The organism is Micromonospora sp. NPDC004704 (assembly GCF_053601675.1).
Genome location: NZ_JBSGCD010000042.1, coordinates 41,257 through 60,958, shown reverse-complemented (window position 1 = coordinate 60,958; position 19,702 = coordinate 41,257). Strand labels below are relative to the sequence as shown.

At 72.3% G+C, this 19,702-nt stretch carries 18 protein-coding genes and 3 pseudogenes; 2 read left to right on the top strand and 19 right to left on the bottom strand.

Features of this window, described 5'->3' with window-relative positions; genetic code table 11:
- Positions 1-233 (bottom strand): annotated as a pseudogene (locus ACWEFB_RS33805) (hypothetical protein); the annotation flags it as partial.
- 314 nt (positions 234-547) lie between these two features.
- Positions 548-1,453, bottom strand: coding sequence for a LysR family transcriptional regulator (locus ACWEFB_RS33800; RefSeq protein WP_452292014.1), 906 nt, complete (start codon positions 1,451-1,453; stop codon positions 548-550).
- 118 nt (positions 1,454-1,571) lie between these two features.
- On the opposite strand from ACWEFB_RS33800, the gene ACWEFB_RS33795 reads away from it, so the two are divergent.
- The gene (locus tag ACWEFB_RS33795) at positions 1,572-2,852 is read left to right on the top strand and encodes an MFS transporter (RefSeq protein WP_452292012.1); all 1,281 of its coding nucleotides are present in this window, start codon (positions 1,572-1,574) and stop codon (positions 2,850-2,852) included.
- A gap of 6 nt (positions 2,853-2,858) precedes the next feature.
- Here ACWEFB_RS33795 and ACWEFB_RS33790 read toward each other — a convergent pair whose 3' ends face one another.
- The 9 genes and pseudogenes from ACWEFB_RS33790 to ACWEFB_RS33750 all read right to left on the bottom strand — a co-directional run bounded on the left by ACWEFB_RS33790 (position 2,859) and on the right by ACWEFB_RS33750 (position 9,412).
- Positions 2,859-3,611 carry a class I SAM-dependent methyltransferase gene (locus ACWEFB_RS33790; protein WP_452292010.1) on the bottom strand — a complete coding sequence of 251 codons (753 nt, stop codon included), beginning with the start codon at positions 3,609-3,611 and terminating at the stop codon, positions 2,859-2,861.
- A 48-nt stretch (positions 3,612-3,659) separates the two neighbouring features.
- On the bottom strand, positions 3,660-4,121 hold the full coding sequence (locus ACWEFB_RS33785) for a VOC family protein (RefSeq protein WP_452292021.1): 462 nt from the start codon (positions 4,119-4,121) through the stop codon (positions 3,660-3,662).
- A gap of 270 nt (positions 4,122-4,391) precedes the next feature.
- Positions 4,392-4,618 (bottom strand): annotated as a pseudogene (locus ACWEFB_RS33780) (DUF6817 domain-containing protein); the annotation flags it as partial.
- 93 nt (positions 4,619-4,711) lie between these two features.
- A complete protein-coding gene (locus ACWEFB_RS33775) occupies positions 4,712-5,215 on the bottom strand; it encodes a DinB family protein (RefSeq protein WP_452292008.1) in 504 nt (167 codons plus the stop codon).
- 117 nt (positions 5,216-5,332) lie between these two features.
- Complete coding sequence (locus ACWEFB_RS33770) at positions 5,333-6,568, bottom strand: styrene monooxygenase/indole monooxygenase family protein (protein WP_452292006.1); 1,236 nt, start codon at positions 6,566-6,568, stop codon at positions 5,333-5,335.
- Positions 6,569-6,597: 29 nt separating this feature from the next.
- Positions 6,598-7,227, bottom strand: coding sequence for a GTP-binding protein (locus ACWEFB_RS33765; protein ID WP_452292004.1), 630 nt, complete (start codon positions 7,225-7,227; stop codon positions 6,598-6,600).
- Positions 7,205-7,549 carry a DUF742 domain-containing protein gene (locus ACWEFB_RS33760; RefSeq protein ID WP_326556074.1) on the bottom strand — a complete coding sequence of 115 codons (345 nt, stop codon included), beginning with the start codon at positions 7,547-7,549 and terminating at the stop codon, positions 7,205-7,207. Before ACWEFB_RS33760 ends, ACWEFB_RS33765 begins: the two co-directional genes overlap by 23 nt.
- 56 nt (positions 7,550-7,605) lie before the next feature.
- On the bottom strand, positions 7,606-8,067 hold the full coding sequence (locus ACWEFB_RS33755) for a roadblock/LC7 domain-containing protein (RefSeq protein WP_326556073.1): 462 nt from the start codon (positions 8,065-8,067) through the stop codon (positions 7,606-7,608).
- Positions 8,051-9,412: a sensor histidine kinase gene (locus ACWEFB_RS33750; protein ID WP_452292002.1), complete on the bottom strand. Its 1,362-nt coding sequence runs from the start codon at positions 9,410-9,412 to the stop codon at positions 8,051-8,053. Before ACWEFB_RS33750 ends, ACWEFB_RS33755 begins: the two co-directional genes overlap by 17 nt.
- Positions 9,413-9,727: 315 nt before the next feature.
- On the opposite strand from ACWEFB_RS33750, the gene ACWEFB_RS33745 reads away from it, so the two are divergent.
- The gene (locus ACWEFB_RS33745) at positions 9,728-10,489 is read left to right on the top strand and encodes an SDR family NAD(P)-dependent oxidoreductase (RefSeq protein ID WP_452292000.1); all 762 of its coding nucleotides are present in this window, start codon (positions 9,728-9,730) and stop codon (positions 10,487-10,489) included.
- A gap of 102 nt (positions 10,490-10,591) precedes the next feature.
- Here the strand turns inward: ACWEFB_RS33745 and hpnH are convergent, their stop codons facing one another.
- From hpnH to ACWEFB_RS33705, 8 genes and pseudogenes are all read right to left on the bottom strand, one after another.
- Positions 10,592-11,599, bottom strand: coding sequence for an adenosyl-hopene transferase HpnH (gene hpnH / locus ACWEFB_RS33740; protein WP_452291998.1), 1,008 nt, complete (start codon positions 11,597-11,599; stop codon positions 10,592-10,594).
- The gene (ispH, locus tag ACWEFB_RS33735; protein ID WP_452292019.1) at positions 11,596-12,552 is read right to left on the bottom strand and encodes a 4-hydroxy-3-methylbut-2-enyl diphosphate reductase; all 957 of its coding nucleotides are present in this window, start codon (positions 12,550-12,552) and stop codon (positions 11,596-11,598) included. The genes hpnH and ispH overlap by 4 nt, the downstream gene beginning before the upstream one ends.
- A gap of 87 nt (positions 12,553-12,639) precedes the next feature.
- A pseudogene (locus tag ACWEFB_RS33730) lies at positions 12,640-13,071 on the bottom strand (5'-methylthioadenosine/S-adenosylhomocysteine nucleosidase family protein); the annotation flags it as partial.
- A gap of 59 nt (positions 13,072-13,130) precedes the next feature.
- Positions 13,131-15,275 (bottom strand): squalene--hopene cyclase, encoded by a 2,145-nt coding sequence (shc, locus tag ACWEFB_RS33725; protein ID WP_452291996.1) that lies wholly within the window; start codon positions 15,273-15,275, stop codon positions 13,131-13,133.
- Positions 15,275-16,324 (bottom strand): polyprenyl synthetase family protein, encoded by a 1,050-nt coding sequence (locus ACWEFB_RS33720; RefSeq protein WP_326556068.1) that lies wholly within the window; start codon positions 16,322-16,324, stop codon positions 15,275-15,277. The genes shc and ACWEFB_RS33720 overlap by 1 nt, the downstream gene beginning before the upstream one ends.
- The gene (hpnE, locus tag ACWEFB_RS33715; protein ID WP_452291993.1) at positions 16,321-17,670 is read right to left on the bottom strand and encodes a hydroxysqualene dehydroxylase HpnE; all 1,350 of its coding nucleotides are present in this window, start codon (positions 17,668-17,670) and stop codon (positions 16,321-16,323) included. Before hpnE ends, ACWEFB_RS33720 begins: the two co-directional genes overlap by 4 nt.
- Positions 17,667-18,560 carry a squalene/phytoene synthase family protein gene (locus tag ACWEFB_RS33710; protein WP_452291991.1) on the bottom strand — a complete coding sequence of 298 codons (894 nt, stop codon included), beginning with the start codon at positions 18,558-18,560 and terminating at the stop codon, positions 17,667-17,669. The genes hpnE and ACWEFB_RS33710 overlap by 4 nt, the downstream gene beginning before the upstream one ends.
- Entirely contained in the window at positions 18,557-19,696 is a 1,140-nt protein-coding gene (locus tag ACWEFB_RS33705) for a squalene/phytoene synthase family protein (RefSeq protein ID WP_452291989.1), read from the bottom strand. The genes ACWEFB_RS33710 and ACWEFB_RS33705 overlap by 4 nt, the downstream gene beginning before the upstream one ends.
- Positions 19,697-19,702: the final 6 nt, after the last annotated feature.

Here is a 19,702-nt window from a genome sequence, read left to right as displayed (position 1 = left end):
ATACTCGACTGCGCACCCTGCACACCGTGCGGGATCAGCTTGTCCATACCCGGCTTGTCAGCCGTGACCTGCGCGACCGTGGTCATCGCCGGAGCCGCGTGCTCGGCCGGGGACGCGAACGCGTGACCCACAGGCCCCGCAACCGCACCACCAACAAACGCCAGACTGGCAACACCCAGAGCGGTCCGACGAACAAACGAAGTCTTGGTAACAGCGGTGAAAGTCGTCTTCACGATGGTTCACCTTCCAATCGGGGGTTCCGAGCACGCGCACACAGGGGGAAACGGCGCTGCACTCGGGAAGAAATACGAGGCCACAGCACACACGAGGCAAGGGAGATCATGCCCCGGCGCTGCTCCGGTCGTACGCGATGTATAACCGCCCCGGGCCCGCCGGCATTCCGCCAACGACCCCCCGACGAGAGTTGATCAGACCCAAAAACCTCGCACACCCGACACACGGGTCGACACCAGACCACTAATACAGAGAAAGAGTGGCTATCCACGGCGACATAGCCACTCATTCACTGAACGAGGCCGGTGTCGGGTTATGGGGTCGGTGGGGAGTCGGGGGTGCGTTGGCGTTGGGCAGTGGCGAGCAGGGCGCGGGCGGGTGCGCCGAGCCGGCGGTCGGTCGGGGCCGCGATCGACGTACGGAAGACCGGTGCGTGTTGCCGGATGGGGATCAGGCGCAGGTCGGAGTCGGTGCTGATCCGCGCCGCCGGCATGATCGCCACGGCCAGGCGGTACTGCACGAAGTCGAGGACGCTGCCCAGGTCACCCACCTCGTAGCGGACGGTCCGGCGTACCTCGGCGGCGGCGAACGCCCGGTCGGTGGCGATCCGGTTCCCCCAGTCGGGCGGGGTGTCGACGAACGTCTCGTCGGCCAGGTCGACGAGTTCGACGTCGGTGCGGTCGGCGAGCGGATGTTCGGGCGGGCAGACCAGTGGCATGGTCTCGGCCTCCAGCGGGACCAGGGTCAGCCCGGCGGCCGACCCGGCGGGCAGCGCCAGGTACGCCAGGTCGAGTCGACCGCTGCGCAGGTCGGCGGCGTGCGCGGCACTCGCACCGACCCGTAGTTCGACGTCGACACCGGGATGTTCGGCGCGGAACGCCGCGAGGAGTCGGGCCACGCTGACCGTCGAGGCGCGCTGGGCCTGCATCATCCCCAGCCGTACGGTCCCGCGCAGGCCGCCACGGAGCTGGTCGACCACCTCGCGGGCGCCGGCCGCGGCGGCGAGCGTACGCCGGGCCTCCGGCAGGAGGAGCCGGCCGGCGTCGGTCAACTCGACCCGGTGGGTGGTCCGTTCGAACAGCGGTACGCCGAGTTCCCGCTCCAGGTTTCGTACGGCGGCGGAGACGGCGGACTGGACCACCCGGAGCCGCTCGGCGGCCCTGGTGAAGCTGCCCTCCTCGGCCACGGCGGTGAAGGTGGCGAGGTGCCGGAGTTCCATCCCCCGTGTTTATCACGGATCAAGATGATGGATAGAAGTTTTCTTCGTGGCTGGTGATGACTTTCCGGATCACCATCGGAGCTGACCAGGAACGGCTCCAGACAGGTGCACCCGAGACATGTCCACAACCAGCTTGAACCTCTTCGCCCGACCGACCGTCCGTGCATCGGCGCGGGCGCACGGCCGAGGCTTCTGGGCGGTCGCGCTCGCCTTCCTGGCGGTGATGGCGCTCGGCACCCTGCCGTCCCCGCTCTACCCGCTCTACCAGCAACAGGACCACTTCTCGACGTTCACCGTCACCCTGATCTACGCCGCCTACGCCGCCGGGATCGTGGTCACCGTCTTCACCGCCGGACACATCTCCGACTGGCACGGCCGGCGCCGGATGCTGGCCCCCGCGGTCGCGGTCAGCGCACTCAGCGCCATTGTCTTCCTGATCTGGCCGGAACTGCCCGGCCTCTTCGTCGCCCGGGTGCTCAGCGGCCTCTCCGTCGGGGTGGTGACCGCCACCGCCACGGCATGGCTGGCGGAACTGCACCGGGCACACCGGCCGGACGCCTCACCCCGGCGGGCGCAACTCGTCGCCTCCACCGCCAACCTCGGCGGCCTCGGCCTCGGACCACTGCTCGCCGGCCTGCTCGCCGAGTACGCCCCCCAGCCGCTGCGGCTGCCGTACGCGGTGCTGCTCGTCGTTCTGGCGGTGGCCCTGGTCGGCGTACTGCTGTCGCCGGACAGCCGGGAGTTGCCGAACCCGCGCCCGCGTTACCGGACGCAACGGATCTCGATACCGGCCGCCGCCCGGAGCCGGTTCTACGCCGCCCTGGCCGGCGCGTTCATCGCCTTCAGCGGACTCGGGTTGCTCGCCGGACTCTCCGGCACGTTCCTCGCCGGCACCCTGCACCACCCGTCCCGGGCGCTCGCCGGTGCGGCGATCTTCCTCGTCTTCGGCGCCGGCGTGGTGGTCCAGTTGACCACCCCGAACTGGTCGATCCGGCGCAGCCTGGCCACCGGGATGGTCGGCCTGCTGATCGGCATCGGGCTGCTCGTCCTCGCCGCCTGGCTACCGACACCCAGCCTGGGCGTCTTCCTGGCCGGTGGGGTGCTGACCGGTGCCGGGGCCGGGGCGATGTTCAGGGGCACCCTCGGCACCGTGGTCGCCATCGCCAGCCCGGAGAGCCGGGCGGAGGCGCTGGCCGGGCTCTTCCTTGCCGGCTACCTCGCGCTGTCCGTACCGGTGATCGGGATCGGGATCGCGTTGCAGCACGTCAGTGCGCGGGTGGCGCTGCTCGGCTTCGCCGTACTCGTTGCGGTCGGGGCCCTGGCGGTCGCCCGCCGGCTGCTGGCCGTCCCGACCCCGGCCACGACGGCCGCCCGGCCGATGGCCGCCGCCGGGCGGTGACACCGCTCAGGGCTTCCCGGAGCGGCGCAGCACCAGCAGGTCGAGCCGGTCGACCACGGGCGCGTCGGCCGGACCGGCCGACCGGGCCGCCGCCCGCAGCCGGTCGAGACCGGCCTCGTACTCCGCGTCGGTGATCAGTTGCAGCGGGGTGTGCGCCGCCCGGCGCAACCCGGCCGCCGCCACGGCCAGCGAGGCGGCGCTCACCTGCGGCACCTGTTCGAGCGCGACGAACCCGAAACCCGCCGCGCCGAAGGCCGAGCAGACCCCCGCCACGCTCGGATAGCTGTCCAGGATCCGGACCGCTTTGGGAAAGTACCGGAACAGGTTGATCTGCTCGTGCCGCCCGGCGAAGGCCGAACGGATCAGCAGGGGCGCGCCGGGGCGGAGCACCCGGCGCAACTCGACCGCGGCGGCGGTCAGGTCCGGTACGTGGTGGATGACCGTCGACATCCAGCCCCCGTCGACGTACGCGGCGGGCAGGGGTACGGAGGCGGCGTCCCCGGCCAGCGGATCGGGGTGCACACAACGGGCCCGCATCTCGGCCGACGGCTCCACCGCGATCACGTCCACCCCGTACCAGCCGGCGAAGGTACGGGCCCAGGTGCCGGTGCCGGCGCCCAGGTCCAGCAGCCGCATTCCGGGCCGGGGTCGCAGGTGCCGGGCGACCGCGGGCCGCCAGTGCGCGACCGCGTCGGGGCCCAGGTGCCGGTTCGCGGCGAACGCGTCGGCCTGCGGAGCGGCGTACTCCATCCGTGCCATCGGTTTCCCCTTCCGGGACCGGTCGTCTTCCGGTGACTGGTTCGCCGGCTACGGGTAGTTGCTGACCTCGATCAGATTGCCGTCCGGATCACGCAGGTAGATGCTGTTCATCTCCCCCATCGCCCCGGTACGCGACACCGGTCCCAACTCCACCGGCACCCCTTCACGGGCCAGGTGGGCGAGCACCTCCGTCAGCGGTGTACCGGTAACGAAGCAGAGATCGGCGCTGCCCGGTGTGGCGTGCGCGGCACGCGGGGTGAACTCCGCACCGACCTGGTGCAGGTTGATTTTGCTGGTGCCGAAGGCCAGGGCACGCCGGCCGGCACCGAAGGTCACCGGGCGCATGCCCAGGGCCCGCCGGTAGAAGTCGACCGTACGGTCGAGGTCGGCCACCGTCAGCACCAGATGGTCGAGTACGTCGACCTGGACCGCCGCGACCGGCCGCTCTCCGGCCCAGTCCCCGTTGTCGTCGAACAGGTGCTGGCAGGACTGCCAGGCGGCGGGCGACATCCGGGACCGGACCCGGCTGAACAGCCGCCACAGCGCACCGGCGTGCTCGGCCGCCAGGGCCGGGTTGTGGGCCAGTACGTCGAGTTCGTTCGCGACCGTTATCTCCACGAAGGCGCGCAGCTCCGCCTCGGTCGGCTGGTCCACCCGACCGGTGAACCGGTCCGTGAACGGCACCGGGCCGGGTTCACCGAGCCGGGGATAGACGGCGCGGCGGTCACCGGATCCGTACCGGTAGACCAGGGCCTCGGCGTCCTGGCCGATCACCTCCGCCAGGGTGGCCCGGTCGGAGGGCGCCAGCAGGGCGTTGTCGAATCCGTCGGTGCCGTAGGTGGCGTGGCAGAGTCCGGCCAGTTGGACATCGGGCGGCGCACCCAGGCGACGAGCCGGTCCGCGACCCGGCACAGGTGGTCGTAAAGGGTCCCGCCCGGATGGGCGATCTCCTCCGTGCCCCGCGTCCGCAGGAATTCCTCCGCCGAGAGTCGTGCGTCCCCGTCCACCTGCTCAGTTATAGACCGCGGTGGTCCCCGGTGGTTGTTGTCGACGGTGGATGTGGCGCATCTGACCAAGGGGCCGGACGCGTCACCCGGCCGTCACCAGGACCCGGTGGACCCGTCGGTCAGCTCACGCAGGATGTCGATGTGGCCGGCGTGCCGGGCGGTCTCGTCAATCATGTGGACGTAGATCCAGCGCAGCGACACCTGACCGAGCTGGTCGTGGGTGCCGGTGTCGTCGAGGGTGTACCCGGCGGCGGTCGCGCGGGACCGGGCACACTCCCGGGTGTAGTCCTCCAGGAGTTCCGCCATGGTGGTGTGCTCGACCGACCAGCCACCGTCGGCGTCACCGGCCGGGGTGGGCTGCCCGGCCAGGTGGTGCTGGAACCAGTTCCGTTCCACCACCGACATGTGCCGGAGCACCCCGGCGAGCGTGGTTTCGGACGGCACGTGGCGGCGCTTGGCGTCGGCGTCCGGCACCACGTGCAGCTTGGTCACGATGACCCGGCGGTAGAAGTCGAGAAATTCTTCCAGCACCCGACGCTCGTCCGCGGTGACGACGAGTTCCGGGCCGAACGGCGGGGTGAGCGGCATCGTCTCCATGCCCCACGCTAACCGCGCCGACCCGCCCCCGACCGTCCCGTGTCGGCAGGGGCCCCTTCCTCTACAGAAGACGATAAAAGGGGCCCTTCCTTCCTGCGGTCAGGCGACGGAGGCCGGTCAGGCGACGGCGGTCAGGTAGGCGGCGGTCCTGGCCGGGTCCATCAGCCAGTCGGAGAAGTCGGCGGGGTCGGAGAAGCCGTTGGCGAACCGGCGGGCCACCGCCGGGTTGGTCGCCGCACTACCGAGGATCTGCTGTACGTGCTCGGGCAGCGGCGCCAGCATCGCGTTGGTCCAGTCGGTCACCGGCGCACCGGTCCGGTCCCAGAAGTCGGCGAAGGTCCGTTCCATCCAGGCCCGGTCGAACGGCTGGTCGCCGTGCCGGACGATTGCCTCCACGTACGCGGCGGCACACTTCGCCGCGGTGTTGCTCCCCTGGCCGGTGATCGGGTCGTTGGAGATGACCACATCGGCCATGCCCAGCACCAGACCACCGGAGGGCAGCTCGGCGACCGGGTGCCGGACGGTCGGGGTGTACCGGCCGGAGAGGGTGGCGCGGGCGTCGGTGAGTTCGACGTCGGCGCAGCGGTCGTACACCCAGGGGGTGTAGCGGCGGGCCAGCTCGACGGTGAGCTTGAGCTGCTCGGCCGGGTCGAGACGCTCCTGCCACAGGTCCAGGGGACCGTCCGGGACCGCCTCCCAGAACAGGATGTCGCACGGTCCGGTGCGGGTCAGGGCCGGGATCACGAACAGTTCCCCCAACCCGGGTACGGCGTTGAAGCCGACGCTCGGCGCCGGGTACCGGGGATCCGGGGCCAGCCCGTGCACGTACGACACCGCCAGGCCGCGCTGCGGGGCGGCGTACGGCGAACGGGCGGTGTCGCGGTCGAAAACGCCGACGAGTTCACCCTTGCCGGCGGCGACCACGGTCAGGTCGTACCGGCCGATCCGGGTGAGCCCGTCCAGGTCGGCGGTGGTGACCCCCTGGTAGTGGACGATCCCGCCGCGCTCCTCGAACAGCTCCAGCCAGGCCGCCATCTTCAGCCGCTGGTCGGTGCTCTGCCCCGGTTCGTCGAGCGGGGCGACGATGCTCAGCGCCCGGGTGCCGGGAGGCGCGGAGAGCGAGACGTGCAACCCGGCGATCCGGGGTGCCCTGTCCTCCCAGAGGTTCAGCCCGTACGCGCGCTCGGTCTGCAGGGCCTGGTGGAACATCGCCTGGGTGCTCATCACCCAGCCGTCGCGGATCTCCTCCGGGGTACGCGCCGACATCACGGTCACCTGGTAGCCCTCGGCGAGCAGGCTGAGACCGAGCTGCAGGCCGGACTGTCCGGCGCCGACGATCAGGATTTTCCGCATCGTTTCTCCCGAGGGGTGGTGGTAGGGCTCTATCGGTGGGCGGAAGCGGGGGCGAGGGCGGTGAGGCGGCCGGTCGGGGTGCCGCCGCCCGTACGCCGGATGGTGTGCTCCACGACGGCGAGCAGGGCACGGGCGACAGAGCCGGCGTCCCGGGCGTCGCAGGTGATCACCGGCACGTCCGGGCCGAGCGCCAACGCCCGCCGTACGTCGGTCAACTGGTGGGTGAGCCGGCCGTCGAAGAGGTTGACGCAGACCACGAACGGCAGGGTGCTGTCCTGTTCGAAGTAGTTGACCGCCGCGAACGACGCGTCCAGCCTTCGGGTGTCGACCAGGACCATGGCACCGACCGCACCCCGGCACAGGTCGTCCCACATCGGCCAGAACCGCGCCTGGCCGGGCGTACCGAAGAGGTAGAGGACCAGGTCCTCGGCGACGGTCCGCCGGCCGAAGTCCATCGCCACGGTGGTCGTGGTCTTGTCGATGCCCGGGTCGAGCCGGTCCACCGACTCGCTCGCCGCGGTCATCCACGCCTCGGTGTTGACCGGCGGGATCTCCGAGATCGACCCGACGAGGGTGGTTTTACCCACCCCGAATCCACCGGCGATGACGATCTTCGCGGAGGTCGGCACGGGGCGCTCAGGCGAGCTGTAGGAGGCCATCGCGGAGTCTTTCCAGAAGCCGGGAGTCGAACGGGGACGAGTAGGTCTCCGGGTGGACCTGCAACCGGTTGGTGGTGGCGAGGTCGTCGATGACCACGCGGGTCACCCCCAGCGGCATCCCGGAGTACGCCGAGAGTTCGGCGACCGACGTGGTCCGGCGGGCCCGGTCGTAGAGGGACCTGGTCTCCGGCGGCAGACCGGCGGCGAACCGTGGGTCGTAGTACGACACCGAGATGAGGGTGTGCACGAGCAGACGCTGCCGGGTCCGGGTACGGCCGCCGGTCAGCACGTAGGGTCGCACCTTCCAATGTGCGGTAGCCACGGTGGCGTTCGCTCCCTCGTGAGTGCGCGGTCGGGATCGTGCGGTGTACGTGGGGGTCAGCCGGCGCCCTGGCTCGCGGTACGCCGTTGCAGGTCGCTGCGCATCTGCGGGCTGAGCAGGTGACCGACCGCCCCCACGAACTTCGTCATCTGGTACGCCACCACCCGCAGGTCACAGCCGGCGGTGGCGGCGACCGCGAGCCCGGCCGAGTCGCCCACCCGCATGAACAGCAGGTGCCCGCCGGGCAGGCGGACGGTCAGGTACTCGGAGAGCCCCAGGTCGAGCAGGGCGGCACTGCGGTCGGCCATGCTGAGCAGCCCGGAGGTCAGGGCGGCCAACTGGTCGCCGAGGTCCCGGGGCACCGCCTCCGAGGCGACGAGTTGCAGCCCGTCCAGGCTGACCAGCAGGGCGTGCGTCACCCCGGACGTCTCGGCCGCGAACCGGCCGATCAGCCACGCGAAGTCCTGTGGGGAGTGGACTGCCGGCGGGCGGGAGAGGTCGTTACGCGGGCTGGTCATCACGGTGTCCTTCGGAACGGTTGCCGGGGTGCGGTTCTCGGCCGTCGCGGAATCCGGCGGCAGGTTCTCGGCCGTCGCGGAATCCGGCGGCGAAGTCGATCGTCTCGTCCGGCCAGGCGAGCTGGTCGGACCCGACCGTCGGGCCGCCCGGTCCGAGGGGGCGGGGCGGCGGCATGTCCCCGCGCAGGCTGGCCGGTTCCCGCCGGGGCAGGTTGTTGCGGGCCGGACCGGCCGCCGGCACACCGGCGCCGTTGCGCTGAACCACCGGGCCACGACCGTTGCGCTGGCCGGACGGGTCACTCCCGTTACGGGGACCGGACAGGTCACTGCCGTTGCGCTGACCCAAAGAATCGCTGCCGTTGCGCTGACCCAAAGAATCGCTGCCGTTGCGCTGACCCAAAGGGTCACTGCCGTTGCGCGGGACCTGACCGAGCGGCGCAGGCGGCGGGACCTGACCGAGCGGCGCAGGCGGCGGGACCTGACCGAGCGGCGCAGGCGGCGGGACCTGACCGGGCGGCGGGGGCGGCGGGACCTGACCGGGAGACGGAAGCGGGCGGGGTGGGGGCTCCGGGGCGGACGGGATCTCGCAGAGCAGTCCGGCAGGGAGCAGCACGGTAGCGGTCGTACCGCCGCCGGGTCGGGCGGTCAGCCGTACGCCGATCCGGTGCGCAGCGGCGAGTCGTTGCACCACCAGCAGGCCCAGCCTGCTGGCGGTGGCCTCGGCCACGGTCACCGGTACGGAACTGGCCAGCATGTTGTTGACGTCCACGAGCTGCGCGGGGGCGAAGCCCAGTCCGGTGTCCTCGACCCGGAGCAGGACGCTGCCCACCTCGGTCAGGTGGGCCGAGACGGTCACCGGTGCGGCCGGTGGGGAGAACCGGGTCGCGTTGTCGAGCACCTCGGTCAGCACCCGGATCACGTCGTCCGCCGCGAAGTCGACCACGGCGAGATGGGCGATCACGCCGAGGCGTACCCGGGGGTAGTGCTCGATCGCCGAGGTCCCCGCCCGTACCACGTCCAGCAGCGAGGTGATCTGACGTCCGGCGTCGTCGACCGTACGACCGGCCAGGACCAGCAGGTTCTCCGCCTGCCGCCGGATCCGGGTGTTGGCGTGGTCGATCCGGTAGAACTGGGCCAGCCGGCCCGGATCCTGTTCGTCCGCCTCGACCGCCGCGAGCTGCCCACCGGTCTGGTAGGCGGCGGAAAGGATCCGCAGCGCGAACTGTTCACAGAGCGCCGGCCAGGCCCGCGCGGCGCCGGTGTCCGGACCGGGTGGGACGGGGACGGGCGGGGGCGTGGTGACGTCGTACGTCGCGGTCGGTCCGGGCGTGAACCTGTCGTCCACGGACGGGTCCAACCAGCGGGCAACCCGACGTCGTAGTCCACCCGGCCGGTTCATCGGCAAGCCTTTGAGCAGCACATATCCTGTTCTTCCGGATCAGTGACGAACTCACCACGGGCACACCATTTATTTATGGTTCGAGGGTTTTGCGTCATAGCTCGCTGTAGCTAATCAGCCCCGTTCGGGAACGGCAATAGGGGTTGGCGCTCCACACGCGGTGCATACCCCTAGGGACCGGGCATCGACGAACAGCCATACGACGCGCCGAGTTTGTCCGGTCTGCCGGTCTTCGGGGCGCGGAGCGGCGACACTACCGGGATGGGAGCTTTCCGCATCGACGGCGCTACGGCGCTGGTCACCGGTGGGTCGTCCGGGATCGGCGCGGCGGCGGCCCGGCAACTCGCCGACGCTGGCGCCACGGTCTTCCTCGCCGGCCGGGACGCCACCCGGCTCACCGAACTCGCCGACCGGATCGGCGGTACGGCGATCATCGGGGACCTCACCGAGCCGGCCGGGGCGGCCGACCTGGCCGAGCGGGTGCTGACCGAGGCGGGACGCGTCGACGTGCTGGTCAACAACGCCGGTCAGGGGTGGGCCGGGCCGCTGACCGGGATGACCGAGCCGGAGATCGCCCGGATGGTCGCACTCAACCTGACCGCGCCGATCCTGCTCACCCGCGCCGTACTGCCCGGCATGCTGGCCCGGGGGCGGGGACACCTCGGTTTCGTCGGGTCGATCGCCGGCCGGCTCGGCGTACGCGAGGAGGCCGTCTACTCGGGGACCAAGGCCGGGCTGAGCGTCTTCGCCGACAGCCTGCGCCACGAGACGGCCGGACACGGGATCGTGGTCACCGAACTTGTGCCGGCCGTCGTGGACACCGCCTTCTTCGTACGCCGGGGTCGCCCCTACGACCGCCGGTCCCCCCGGCCGGTGCCGGCCGCACGAGCCTCGGCCGCCCTGCTCACCGCCATGTTCGCCGGCCGCCCCGAGGCCTACCTCCCCAACTGGCTACGCCTACCGGTGGCCATCCGCTCCACCCTCCCCCACACCTACCGCACCCTCTCCCGCCGCTGGGGCTAACCCCCCGCGTGCCGCCACCGCCGTGGATCTAGGGCAAATACGTGTGGATGGAGATCAAGTGACCACCATCTGCCCTAGATCGACGGCGATACGGCGCGGGGGTTAGCTCGTCGAGCGGAGGGCTCGGATGGACTGGGTGAGGGAGTTCATGGTGGCGAGGACGGCGGTGGGTTCGTAGCCGCAGTGGGCCATGCAGTTGGCGCAGCGGGAGTCTTTGCCGCGTCCGTAGCTTTCCCAGTCGGTGGTTTCGATCAGCTCCTTGTACGTTTTGGTGTAGCCGTCGTTCATCAGGTAGCAGGGGCGCTGCCAGCCGAAGAGCGAGTACGACGGGATCGCCCAGGCGGTGCACGGGAAGTCGACCTTCCCCTCCAGGAAGTCCAGGAACAGCGGCGAGTGGTTCAGCCGCCACTTGCGCCGCCGCCCGTCCCCGAACGCCTTGCTGAACATCGACCGGGTCTCCTGCACCCCGAGGAAGTGCTCCTGGTCCGGCGCCTTGTCGTACGCGTACGCCGGGGAGAGCATCATCTGGTCGACGGCGAGATCGTCGTTGAGGTAGTCGAGCACCTCGATCACCGTCTGCGGGGTGTCGGTGGAGAAGAACGTGGTGTTGCTGGTGACCCGGAAGCCGCGTCGCTTGGCCTCCTTGATCGCCGCCACCGCCTCGTCGAAGACGCCCTCCTTGCAGACCGAGGCGTCGTGCCGCTCCTTCAGCCCGTCGATGTGCACCGCGAACGAGAAGTACCGCGACGGCCGGAACTTGTCCAACTTCTTCGTTAGCAGGGCCGCGTTGGTGCAGAGGATGACGTACTTGCGGCGCTTGATCAGCTCGTTGACGATCACTTCGATCTGCGGGTGCATGAGCGGCTCGCCACCGGCGATCGAGACCATCGGCGCACCGGACTCCATCACCGCGCCGACCGCCTGCTCCACCGGCATCCGGCGTTTCAACACGTCGGCCGGATGCTGGATCTTCCCGCAACCGGCGCAGGCGAGGTTGCAGGCGAAGAGTGGCTCCAACTCCACCAACAGCGGGAAGTACTGCTTACGACGCAGCTTCTGCCCGACCAGGTAGCGGCCGACCCGGATGCTCTGACGCAACGGCATACTCATCGCGGACGTTTCTCCTTCGGCAGGGTGAAGTGCACATCTTCGGTACTGGTCGTGCGTTCCCGTACGGCCTGCGCGCCCAGCCCGACCAGCGCCGCCACGGTCTGGTCGACCAGGTGCGGCGGGGCGGACGCCCCGGCGGTGACGCCGACGGTGCGGACACCGGCGAGCCAACGCAGGTCCACCGCGCCGACGTCGTCGACCAGGTGGGCGGGGGTACCGGCCCGGCTGGCCACCTCGACCAGCCGGAGCGAGTTCGACGAGTTCGCCGAGCCGACCACCAGGACCAGGTCCGCCTCGGCGGCGATCGCCCGGAGCGCGACCTGGCGGTTGGTGGTGGCGTAGCAGATGTCGTCCGAGGATGGCCCGGTCAGTGCCGGGAAGCGGCGGCGCAACACGTCCAGCACCCCGCTGACCTCGTCCACCGCCAGGGTGGTCTGCACCAGGTAGGAGACCTGGCCGGGGTCGGGGACCTCGACCCGTTCCGCCTCCCGGGGGCTCTGCACCAGGGTGATCGCGCCGGGCACCTCGCCGAGGGTGCCCTCGGTCTCCTCGTGCCCGGCGTGACCGATCAGCAGCACCGTACGGCCCTGTCCGGTGAACCGGCGGGCCTCGCTGTGCACCTTCGTCACCAGTGGACAGGTCGCGTCGATCACCGGCAGCCCACGGGCGGCGGCGGTCTCGCGTACCTCGGTCGAGACGCCGTGTGCGGAGAAGACCGTGACCGCGCCGTCCGGCACCTCGGTCAACTCGTCCACGAAGACCGCACCCCGTCGGCTGAGGTCGTCGATGACGTGCGTGTTGTGCACGATCTGCTTGCGGACGTACACCGGTGCGCCGTGCCGGTCCAGGGCCTGCTCGACCACGGCGATGGCCCGTTCCACCCCGGCGCAGAACGACCGGGGCGCGGCCAGCACCACCTCCCGTACGGAGGTCGCCGCCGCCCACTCGGTCAGGACCGGCCCGACCAGGGTCAGGGTCCGCAGCGCGGTCGCGATCCGACCCAGGGTCGCGGCCCGGAACAGGGGCTCCGGCGCCACGTCGGCGATCACCCGTACGCAGGCGGTGGGCCTCCCCGGTGGGCCCGCCAGCAGCGCGGACGACTCGGTGTCCACGGCCAGCGCCCCGGTGGCCGCCAGCCGGGCCCGATCGGCGCCGTCGACCAGCCGGTCACTGCTCACCACCGGTCCCAGGTGCACGGTGAGCCCCTGCCGGCGCAGCGCGGCGGCGATCATCGGCGCGGACGGACAGGGCAGCGCCTCGTCCCCGGTCCGGCTGTCCCGGCGTACCTCGGTGGCGACGACCACGTCACCCGGGCGCAGTGCCGGGTCGAGGCCACCGGCGATGCCGGCGACCGCGAGGGCCGAGGTTTCGCCGTAACCGGCGGCGGCGCGGGTGGCCCGGAGCAACCCCCGACCGGTACGCCGCAGCGGCACGCCCGACGGCAGGGCACGACGCAACGCGTGCGCCTCCATCCGCATCGGGGCGAAGAGCACCCAGTCGCCGGCCCGGTCGGTTCGTTCGCCGAGCCCGATCACCCGCGCTCCCGTACCGGATCCGAGGCGGCGGTGACCGAGTCGTCCGCGCCGGTGGTCAGGGTGACCGCCCCGGTGGCCGGGGTGTCCGCGCCGGTGAGGTTGGCGAGGATGCGGCCGAGGGCGCTGATCGGGAAGACCAGCCGGTACAGGTGGTAGTTGATGTAGAAGTCACCGGGGAAGCCGGTCCCGGTGTACTGCGGCTCGTCCCAGCCACCGTCGGCACGCTGGGTCGCCAGCAGCCAGTCGACGCCCCGCCGGGCCGGTTCGCTGTCGCCGGCCCCGGTGGCGTGCAGGGCCAGCAGCGCCCAGGCGGTCTGTGACGCGGTCGAGTCGCCCCGACCCCGCCAGGACCGGTCCCGGTACGACCGCATGTCCTCACCCCAGCCGCCGTCCGGGTTCTGTGCCCGGTGCAGCCAGCCGACCGCCCGTACGATCACCGGATCGTCGACCGGCAGGCCCGCCGCGACCAGTGCGGGCACCACCGCGCCGGTGCCGTAGACGTGGTTGGCGCCCCAGCGCCCGAACCAGGAGCCGTCGCGTTCCTGGGCCCGCAGCAGCCACCCGACTCCGCGCCGGACCGCCGCCGTGTCGGACGGTCCACGGGCGCAGAGCGCCTCCACCACGTGCGCGGTGACGTCGGCGGTCGGCGGGTCGATCACCTCACCGAAGTCGCAGAACGGCAGCTCGCGGGCGATCGTACGGGTGTTGTCGGCGTCGAACGCGCCCCAGCCGCCGTCCCGGCACTGCATCCCGCGCAGCCACTGCTCGCCCCGTTCCAGGGCCTCCGCCGTACGCGGGTCGCCGTCGCTTCGCCGCAGCGCCAACAGGACCTCGGCGGTGTCGTCGGTGTCCGGGTAGCCGTCGTTGTCGAACTCGAACGCCCACCCGCTCGGCGGCAGGTCCGGCCGGCGTACCGCCCAGTCGCCGCCGACCCGGATCTCCTCGTCGAGCAGCCAGCGGTTGGCCCGGACCAGGGCCGGATGGTCGCCGGGCAGGCCGGCGTCGGCGAGCGCGGTCACCGCGAGCGCGGTGTCCCAGACCGGTGACTGGCACGCCTCCAGCCGGCGCAGCTCACCCTCCGGGGACGCCTCCCGCACGGTGAACCGGTCCAGCCCGGCCAGGCCCGTACGCAGGACCGGGTGGTCGAGCGGGTAACCGAGCAGGTGCAGCGCGATCAGGGAGTAGACCCACGGGGGCTGGATGCCGCCCCAGGAGCCGTCCGCCTCCTGCCGGGCCACGATCCACTCCGCGGCCCGGCGCAGGGCGTTGCGGCGTACGGCACGGACCGGGCGGCGCTCGTACCCGCGCAGCACCCCGTCGAGGCGCTGGAACCAGCCGGTACGCGTACGCAGCGAGGTGACCGGTGCCGTACGGACACCCGTACGCAGCTCGTCCAGGGCGAAGCCGAGCGAACGTACCGGGCGCAGGGCCCGGACGATCGACAGGGGCACGATGGTCTGCCGGGCCCAGCAGGCGAAGTCGTAGACGTTCAGCGGCACCCAGGACGGCAGCAGCACCACCTCCGGCGGGACCGCCGGGATCTTGTCCCAGGACCACTCGCCGAACAGGGCCAGCCAGATCCGGGTGAAGACCCGGCTGCGTTCGATGCCCCCGTGGGCGAGCACGAACTCGCGGGCCAGGCGCAGGTGGTGGTCGTCGGCCCGGTCGCCGGCCAGCCGCAGCGCCGCGTACGCCTCGATGGTGGTGGAGAGGTCGCCGGGTCCACCGTGGAAGTTGGCCCAGCTTCCCTCGGGTTGCTGCTGGCTGCGGATCCACCGGGCGGTGGCCTCGGTCTCCTCCTCGGTACGGATGCCGAGGAACTGCCGCATCAGCAGGTCCTCGGCCTCCATGGTCACGTTGGTGGCGAGTTCCCCCTGCCACCAGCCGCCCGGTTCCTGGCCGGCGAGCAGGTGCTCCCGGGCCCGGCCGAGCGCTTCACCCAGCCGCTGCGTACGGTCACCGCCGGCCGGTACGCCCGGCGCGGTGTTCCCCGGCGCACCGATGCCGGGGGTTTCGCCCGGCGCACCGATGCCGGGCACCACCGCCGAGTCGACCGCTTCGGCCACGGCCAGGTCGACGGCCTGCTCGACGCCGAGTTCGACGGCCCCGTCGACGCCGGACCCGGGGCGGGCGGTGGCCATCAGTGGTCCCGACCGGTCATGAACCGGGCGATCTCCACCAGTTCCCGGTGTACGTCGGCCACCGTGTTCGCGTCCGGTCCGCCGGCCGCGCCGAGTTCGGTCAGCCGGTCCAGTTCGGCCAGGGCCTCGGTGAGCAGCCGGTCCGCCTCCTTCTCGGTCCAGTCCCGGGCGCCGGTCTCCTCGATCAGGGTGGCGGCCAGGGTCAGGTCGGTGGCGGACAGCTCGCCCGGTGTCGCGTACAGCTCGCGGAGCTGGTCGCTGGCGGTACCGCCGGCGGTGAGGGCGCGTACCACCGGGACCGACTTCTTCCGCGCCACCAGGTCGGACAGGACCGGCTTGCCGGTCACCGCCGGTTCGCCCCAGATCCCGAGCAGGTCGTCGACGAGTTGGAAGGCGAGACCGAGCCGGTCACCGTAGAGGGCCAGGCCCAGGGTGAGGGCGGGTGGGCCGCCGCAGAGGACCGCGCCCAGGGTCGCGGAGCAGGACAGCAGCGCCGCGGTCTTGTCCCGGGCCATGGTCAGGCACTCGTCCAGGGTCACCGTGTCCCGGTGTTCGAACGCCACGTCGGCGGCCTGGCCGGCGATCAGCCGGCGTACCGCCGCGTTCAGGTAGCGCAGCCCCCAGGTGCCGCCGTGTCCCGGCATCGCCGACAGCACGTCCCCGGCGAGGCTGAGCAGCGCGTCACCGGCCAGGATTGCCGGGCCGATGCCGAACGCGGCCCAGGCGGTCGGCCGGTGTCGCCGTTCCGCGTCCCCGTCGATCACGTCGTCGTGCAGCAGGGAGAAGTTGTGCACCAGCTCCACCGCCACCGCGCCGGGCAGCGCGTCCTCGGCGGTCTTGCCGGCGGCCCGCGCGGAGAGCAGCACCAGGGCCGGTCGCAGCCCCTTGCCACCTCCCCGGGTGGTCGGCTGCCCCTCGGCGTCCCAGTAGCCGAGTTGGTAGCCGGCGGTGAGCCGGGTGCGTTCGTCGATCCGGTCGAGCGCCGCCCGGATCTCGGGTTGCACGAGCGTGTCCACCTCGGCCAGGAAGCCAGGCAAGGTCATGGTCATCTCAGCGCCTCCGTCGTACTCGTCTTCGACCCGAGATGGGCGAGCACAACGTCGGCGGCCTGCCGGCCGCTGCGTACCGCGCCCTCCATCGTGTCCGGCCATCCGGTGTCGGTCCACGCCCCCGCCAGCACCACCCCGGGCAGCCGGGTACCCGCTGCCGGCCGGTCCCGGCGGGTGCCGGGTCCCTGCCGGAAGGTCGCCCGGGGCTCGCGGGTCACGAACACGTCCCGTACCGGGGTCCGCCGCGCCGCCGGGAAGAGGTCCGCCAGCGCGGCGACCTGGCTGCGGCCCAGTTCCGCCGACGGCGTCCGCAGTACGGTCTCCGCCGCCGAGATGGAGGTGACCAGGTACTGGCCCCGGACACCGGGCGGGGTGCGGTCGAAGACCCACTGGACCGGGTTGTCCAACGCCGCGGCGAACTCCAGGTCGGTGACCCGCTCCCGGTAGCGCACGTGCACGTTGACGATCGGTGCGGCGCCCAGCCCGGCCCAGCGCTCCCGGTCCGGGGCCGCCCGGGGCGGCACCAGCCGGGCCGCCTGCGGGTGCGGGACGGCCAGCACCACCGCGTCGGCGGTGAGGCGTACCCCGTCGGCGGTGACCCGGAACCCGCCCCGGTCGGGGGCGATCTCGCGGACCTTGACCCCGGTCCGGACGGTGCCGCCGACCCGGCGCAGCAGCGCACGGGCCGGTTCACCGTGCAGTTCGGACAGCGGCACCGTCGGGCGGCCGATGTCACCGGCGTCGGCCCGGTCGAGCAGCCCGGTCCGGAACACCCGCGCGGCGAGCGCGAGCGACGCCAGGTGCGGCGGCGCGTTCAGCGCCGCGACGCAGATCAACTCCCACAACCGGCGTACGGTCGGCGCGTCCTGGCCGTGCCGGGTCAGCCAGTCGCCAAAGCTGACGTTGTCGTTGGACGGGTCGTCCGGGTCGACGGTACGCAGCGCGGCGGCGCCCCGGATCGCGGCGATCCGCTGCCCCATCCGCAACGGGCGGTAGTTGATCAGAGCCGGCAGCAGGTGCGCCGGTGCCGGCAGTCGCCGGGTACGGGTGAGCAGGTGCGGCGGTACGCCGACCCGCAGGATCGGCACCGCGAACACGTCCTGCACGTGCGCGTCGCCGGCCGTACCGAGGCGGTCGAGCAGGTGCCGGTATTCGTGGTAGCAGCGGAGGAAGACGTGCTGGCCGGTGTCCACCACGAGGTCGCCCCGGCGGAACGAGTAGGTGGCGCCGCCCAGCTCCGGCCGGGCCTCGAGCAGGGTGACCCGCGCCCCGGCGTCGATCAGGCGCAGTGCGGCGGCGATGCCGGCCAGGCCGCCACCGACGACGCAGACCTGTTCGCCGTTCACGCGCTGCTCCGGGTCATCGCCCGCGCCGCCACGTACGCCTTCTGCCAGCCGGGCAGGGAGACCCTGCGCCGGGTGACCGCCAGCGGGTCGGCGACGATCCGGGCCAGCAGCCGGTGGTAGATGCCGGCCATCGCCGCGACGCAGGCGGCGCTGCGCCGGTCGAGCAGCGGCAGCAGCCGCAGCCCGGTCCGGTAGAAGCGTTCGGCCCGCTGCGCCTGCCAGCGGACGAGTTCGGCGAGCCGGTCCGGCGGGTCGGCGAGACCTCCGTCGACGCCGGGGGTCAGCGTGCACCCGAACCGGTCCAGGTCCTCGCGCGGCAGGTAGACCCGGCCGTTGCCCCGGTCCTCGACGATGTCCCGGAGGATGTTGGTGAGTTGCAGGGCGATGCCGAGGGTGTCGGCCAGCTCGCTGGCGACGGTGCGGGGCACGGTCGGGCGGACGTCGAAGACACCGAGCGAGAGCCGGCCGACCGAGCCGGCCACCTGACGGCAGTAGCCGACCAGGTCGTCGAACGTGTCGTACACCGTGCCCTGGACGTCGGCCAGGCAGCCGTCGACGATCTCGTCCAGCGCCGGCAGCGGGATCGGCAGCCGGTCACCGGAGTCGGCGAGCGCGAGCAGGACCGGGTCGCCGCCGGCCTCGGGCAACTGGTGCAGCGCCGCCCGTACCTGGTCGAGTCGGGCGACCTTGGCCGCCGGTGGCAGGTCGCCGTCGCCGATGTCGTCGATCCGGCGGGCCACCGCGTAGACCGCGCAGAGCGCGCCGCGCCGCTCGGGCCGGAGCAGGCGGATGCCGTACGAGAAGTTCCGGGCCTCGGTCCGGGTGATCCGCTCGCACTCCCGGTAGGCCAGGTCCAGTGGGGAGCCGGCGATCCGGCCGGGGCCGGTCATCCGGGCCTCGCGATCAGGGTCTTGAGCCACTGCCCGGCGGTGCCGGCCCGGGTCGGCCGGGGTACCCGGCTCAGCGGGTCGTGGTCGGAGCGGGCCAGTGCGGCCAGTGCAGCCCGTCCGCCGGCGAGGTAGCCGGCGACCGCCAACCGGGCCCAGCCGTGCAACTCGCCGACCAGCGGTGCGCCGTCGTCCAGGGCGGCGGTGGCGCGTGCCGCCTGCAGCCGGATCACCGCCCGGAGCCCGTCACCGGCGTACGGCGCGGCCAGGTCGGCCGGCGCCACGCCGTACCGGTCCAGGTCGGTCCGGGGCAGGTAGATCCGGTCCCGGCGGTAGTCCTCCGCGACGTCCTGGAGGTGTTCGACCACCTGGAGGGCGGTGCAGATGCGGTCGGACAGGGCGATCCGCCGGGGCGACTGGGCCCCGAAGACGTGCAGCACCAGCTCGCCGACCGGGTCGGCCGACAGGTGGCAGTAGTCGACCAGTTCGTCGTACGTGTCGTAGCGGTGCACCACCTGATCGCGCTGGTTGGCGGCGATGAGCCGGCGCAGTGGTTCGATCGGCAGCCCCCGGTCGGCCACCGTCGGGGCGAGTGCGACCAGCACCGGGTGGGTGGGCGGGTGGCCGGCGTACATGGCCTGGAGTTCGTCCTCGAACCGGTGCAGTGCCGCCGACCGGGCGGCCGGTGTGTCGTACCACCCGTCCGGTGTGTCGTACGGCCCGGTGCGCAGGGATCCGGGTGCCGGGTCGCGGGCGGGCGGGCTGTTCGGGTCCTGCGGCGGGACGCTGATCGGGTCGCGGGCAGGTGGGCTGCCCGGGTCGCGGGCGGGCGGACTGTTCGGGTCCTGCGGCGGCGGGCTGCCGGGGTCGCGGGGTGGGTCGCTGATCGGGTCGCGGGCGGGTTCCCGGCCCTGTGCCGGTACGGGCTCGTCGCCGAGGTCGTCCACGTAGCGGGCGTACCCGTACAGGGCCAGCAGGTGCCGGCGGATGGTTCCGGGCAGGATCCGCAGGGCAACCGGGAAGTTCTCACCGGACAGCGCGGTGTCCGGGAGCCGCCGCAGCGCGGACGGATCCCCGGGCGGCCGGGCGGCTGGATCCCCGGGCGGCTGGCTGGAGACGTTGCCGGTCAATTCGAGCACATGCAG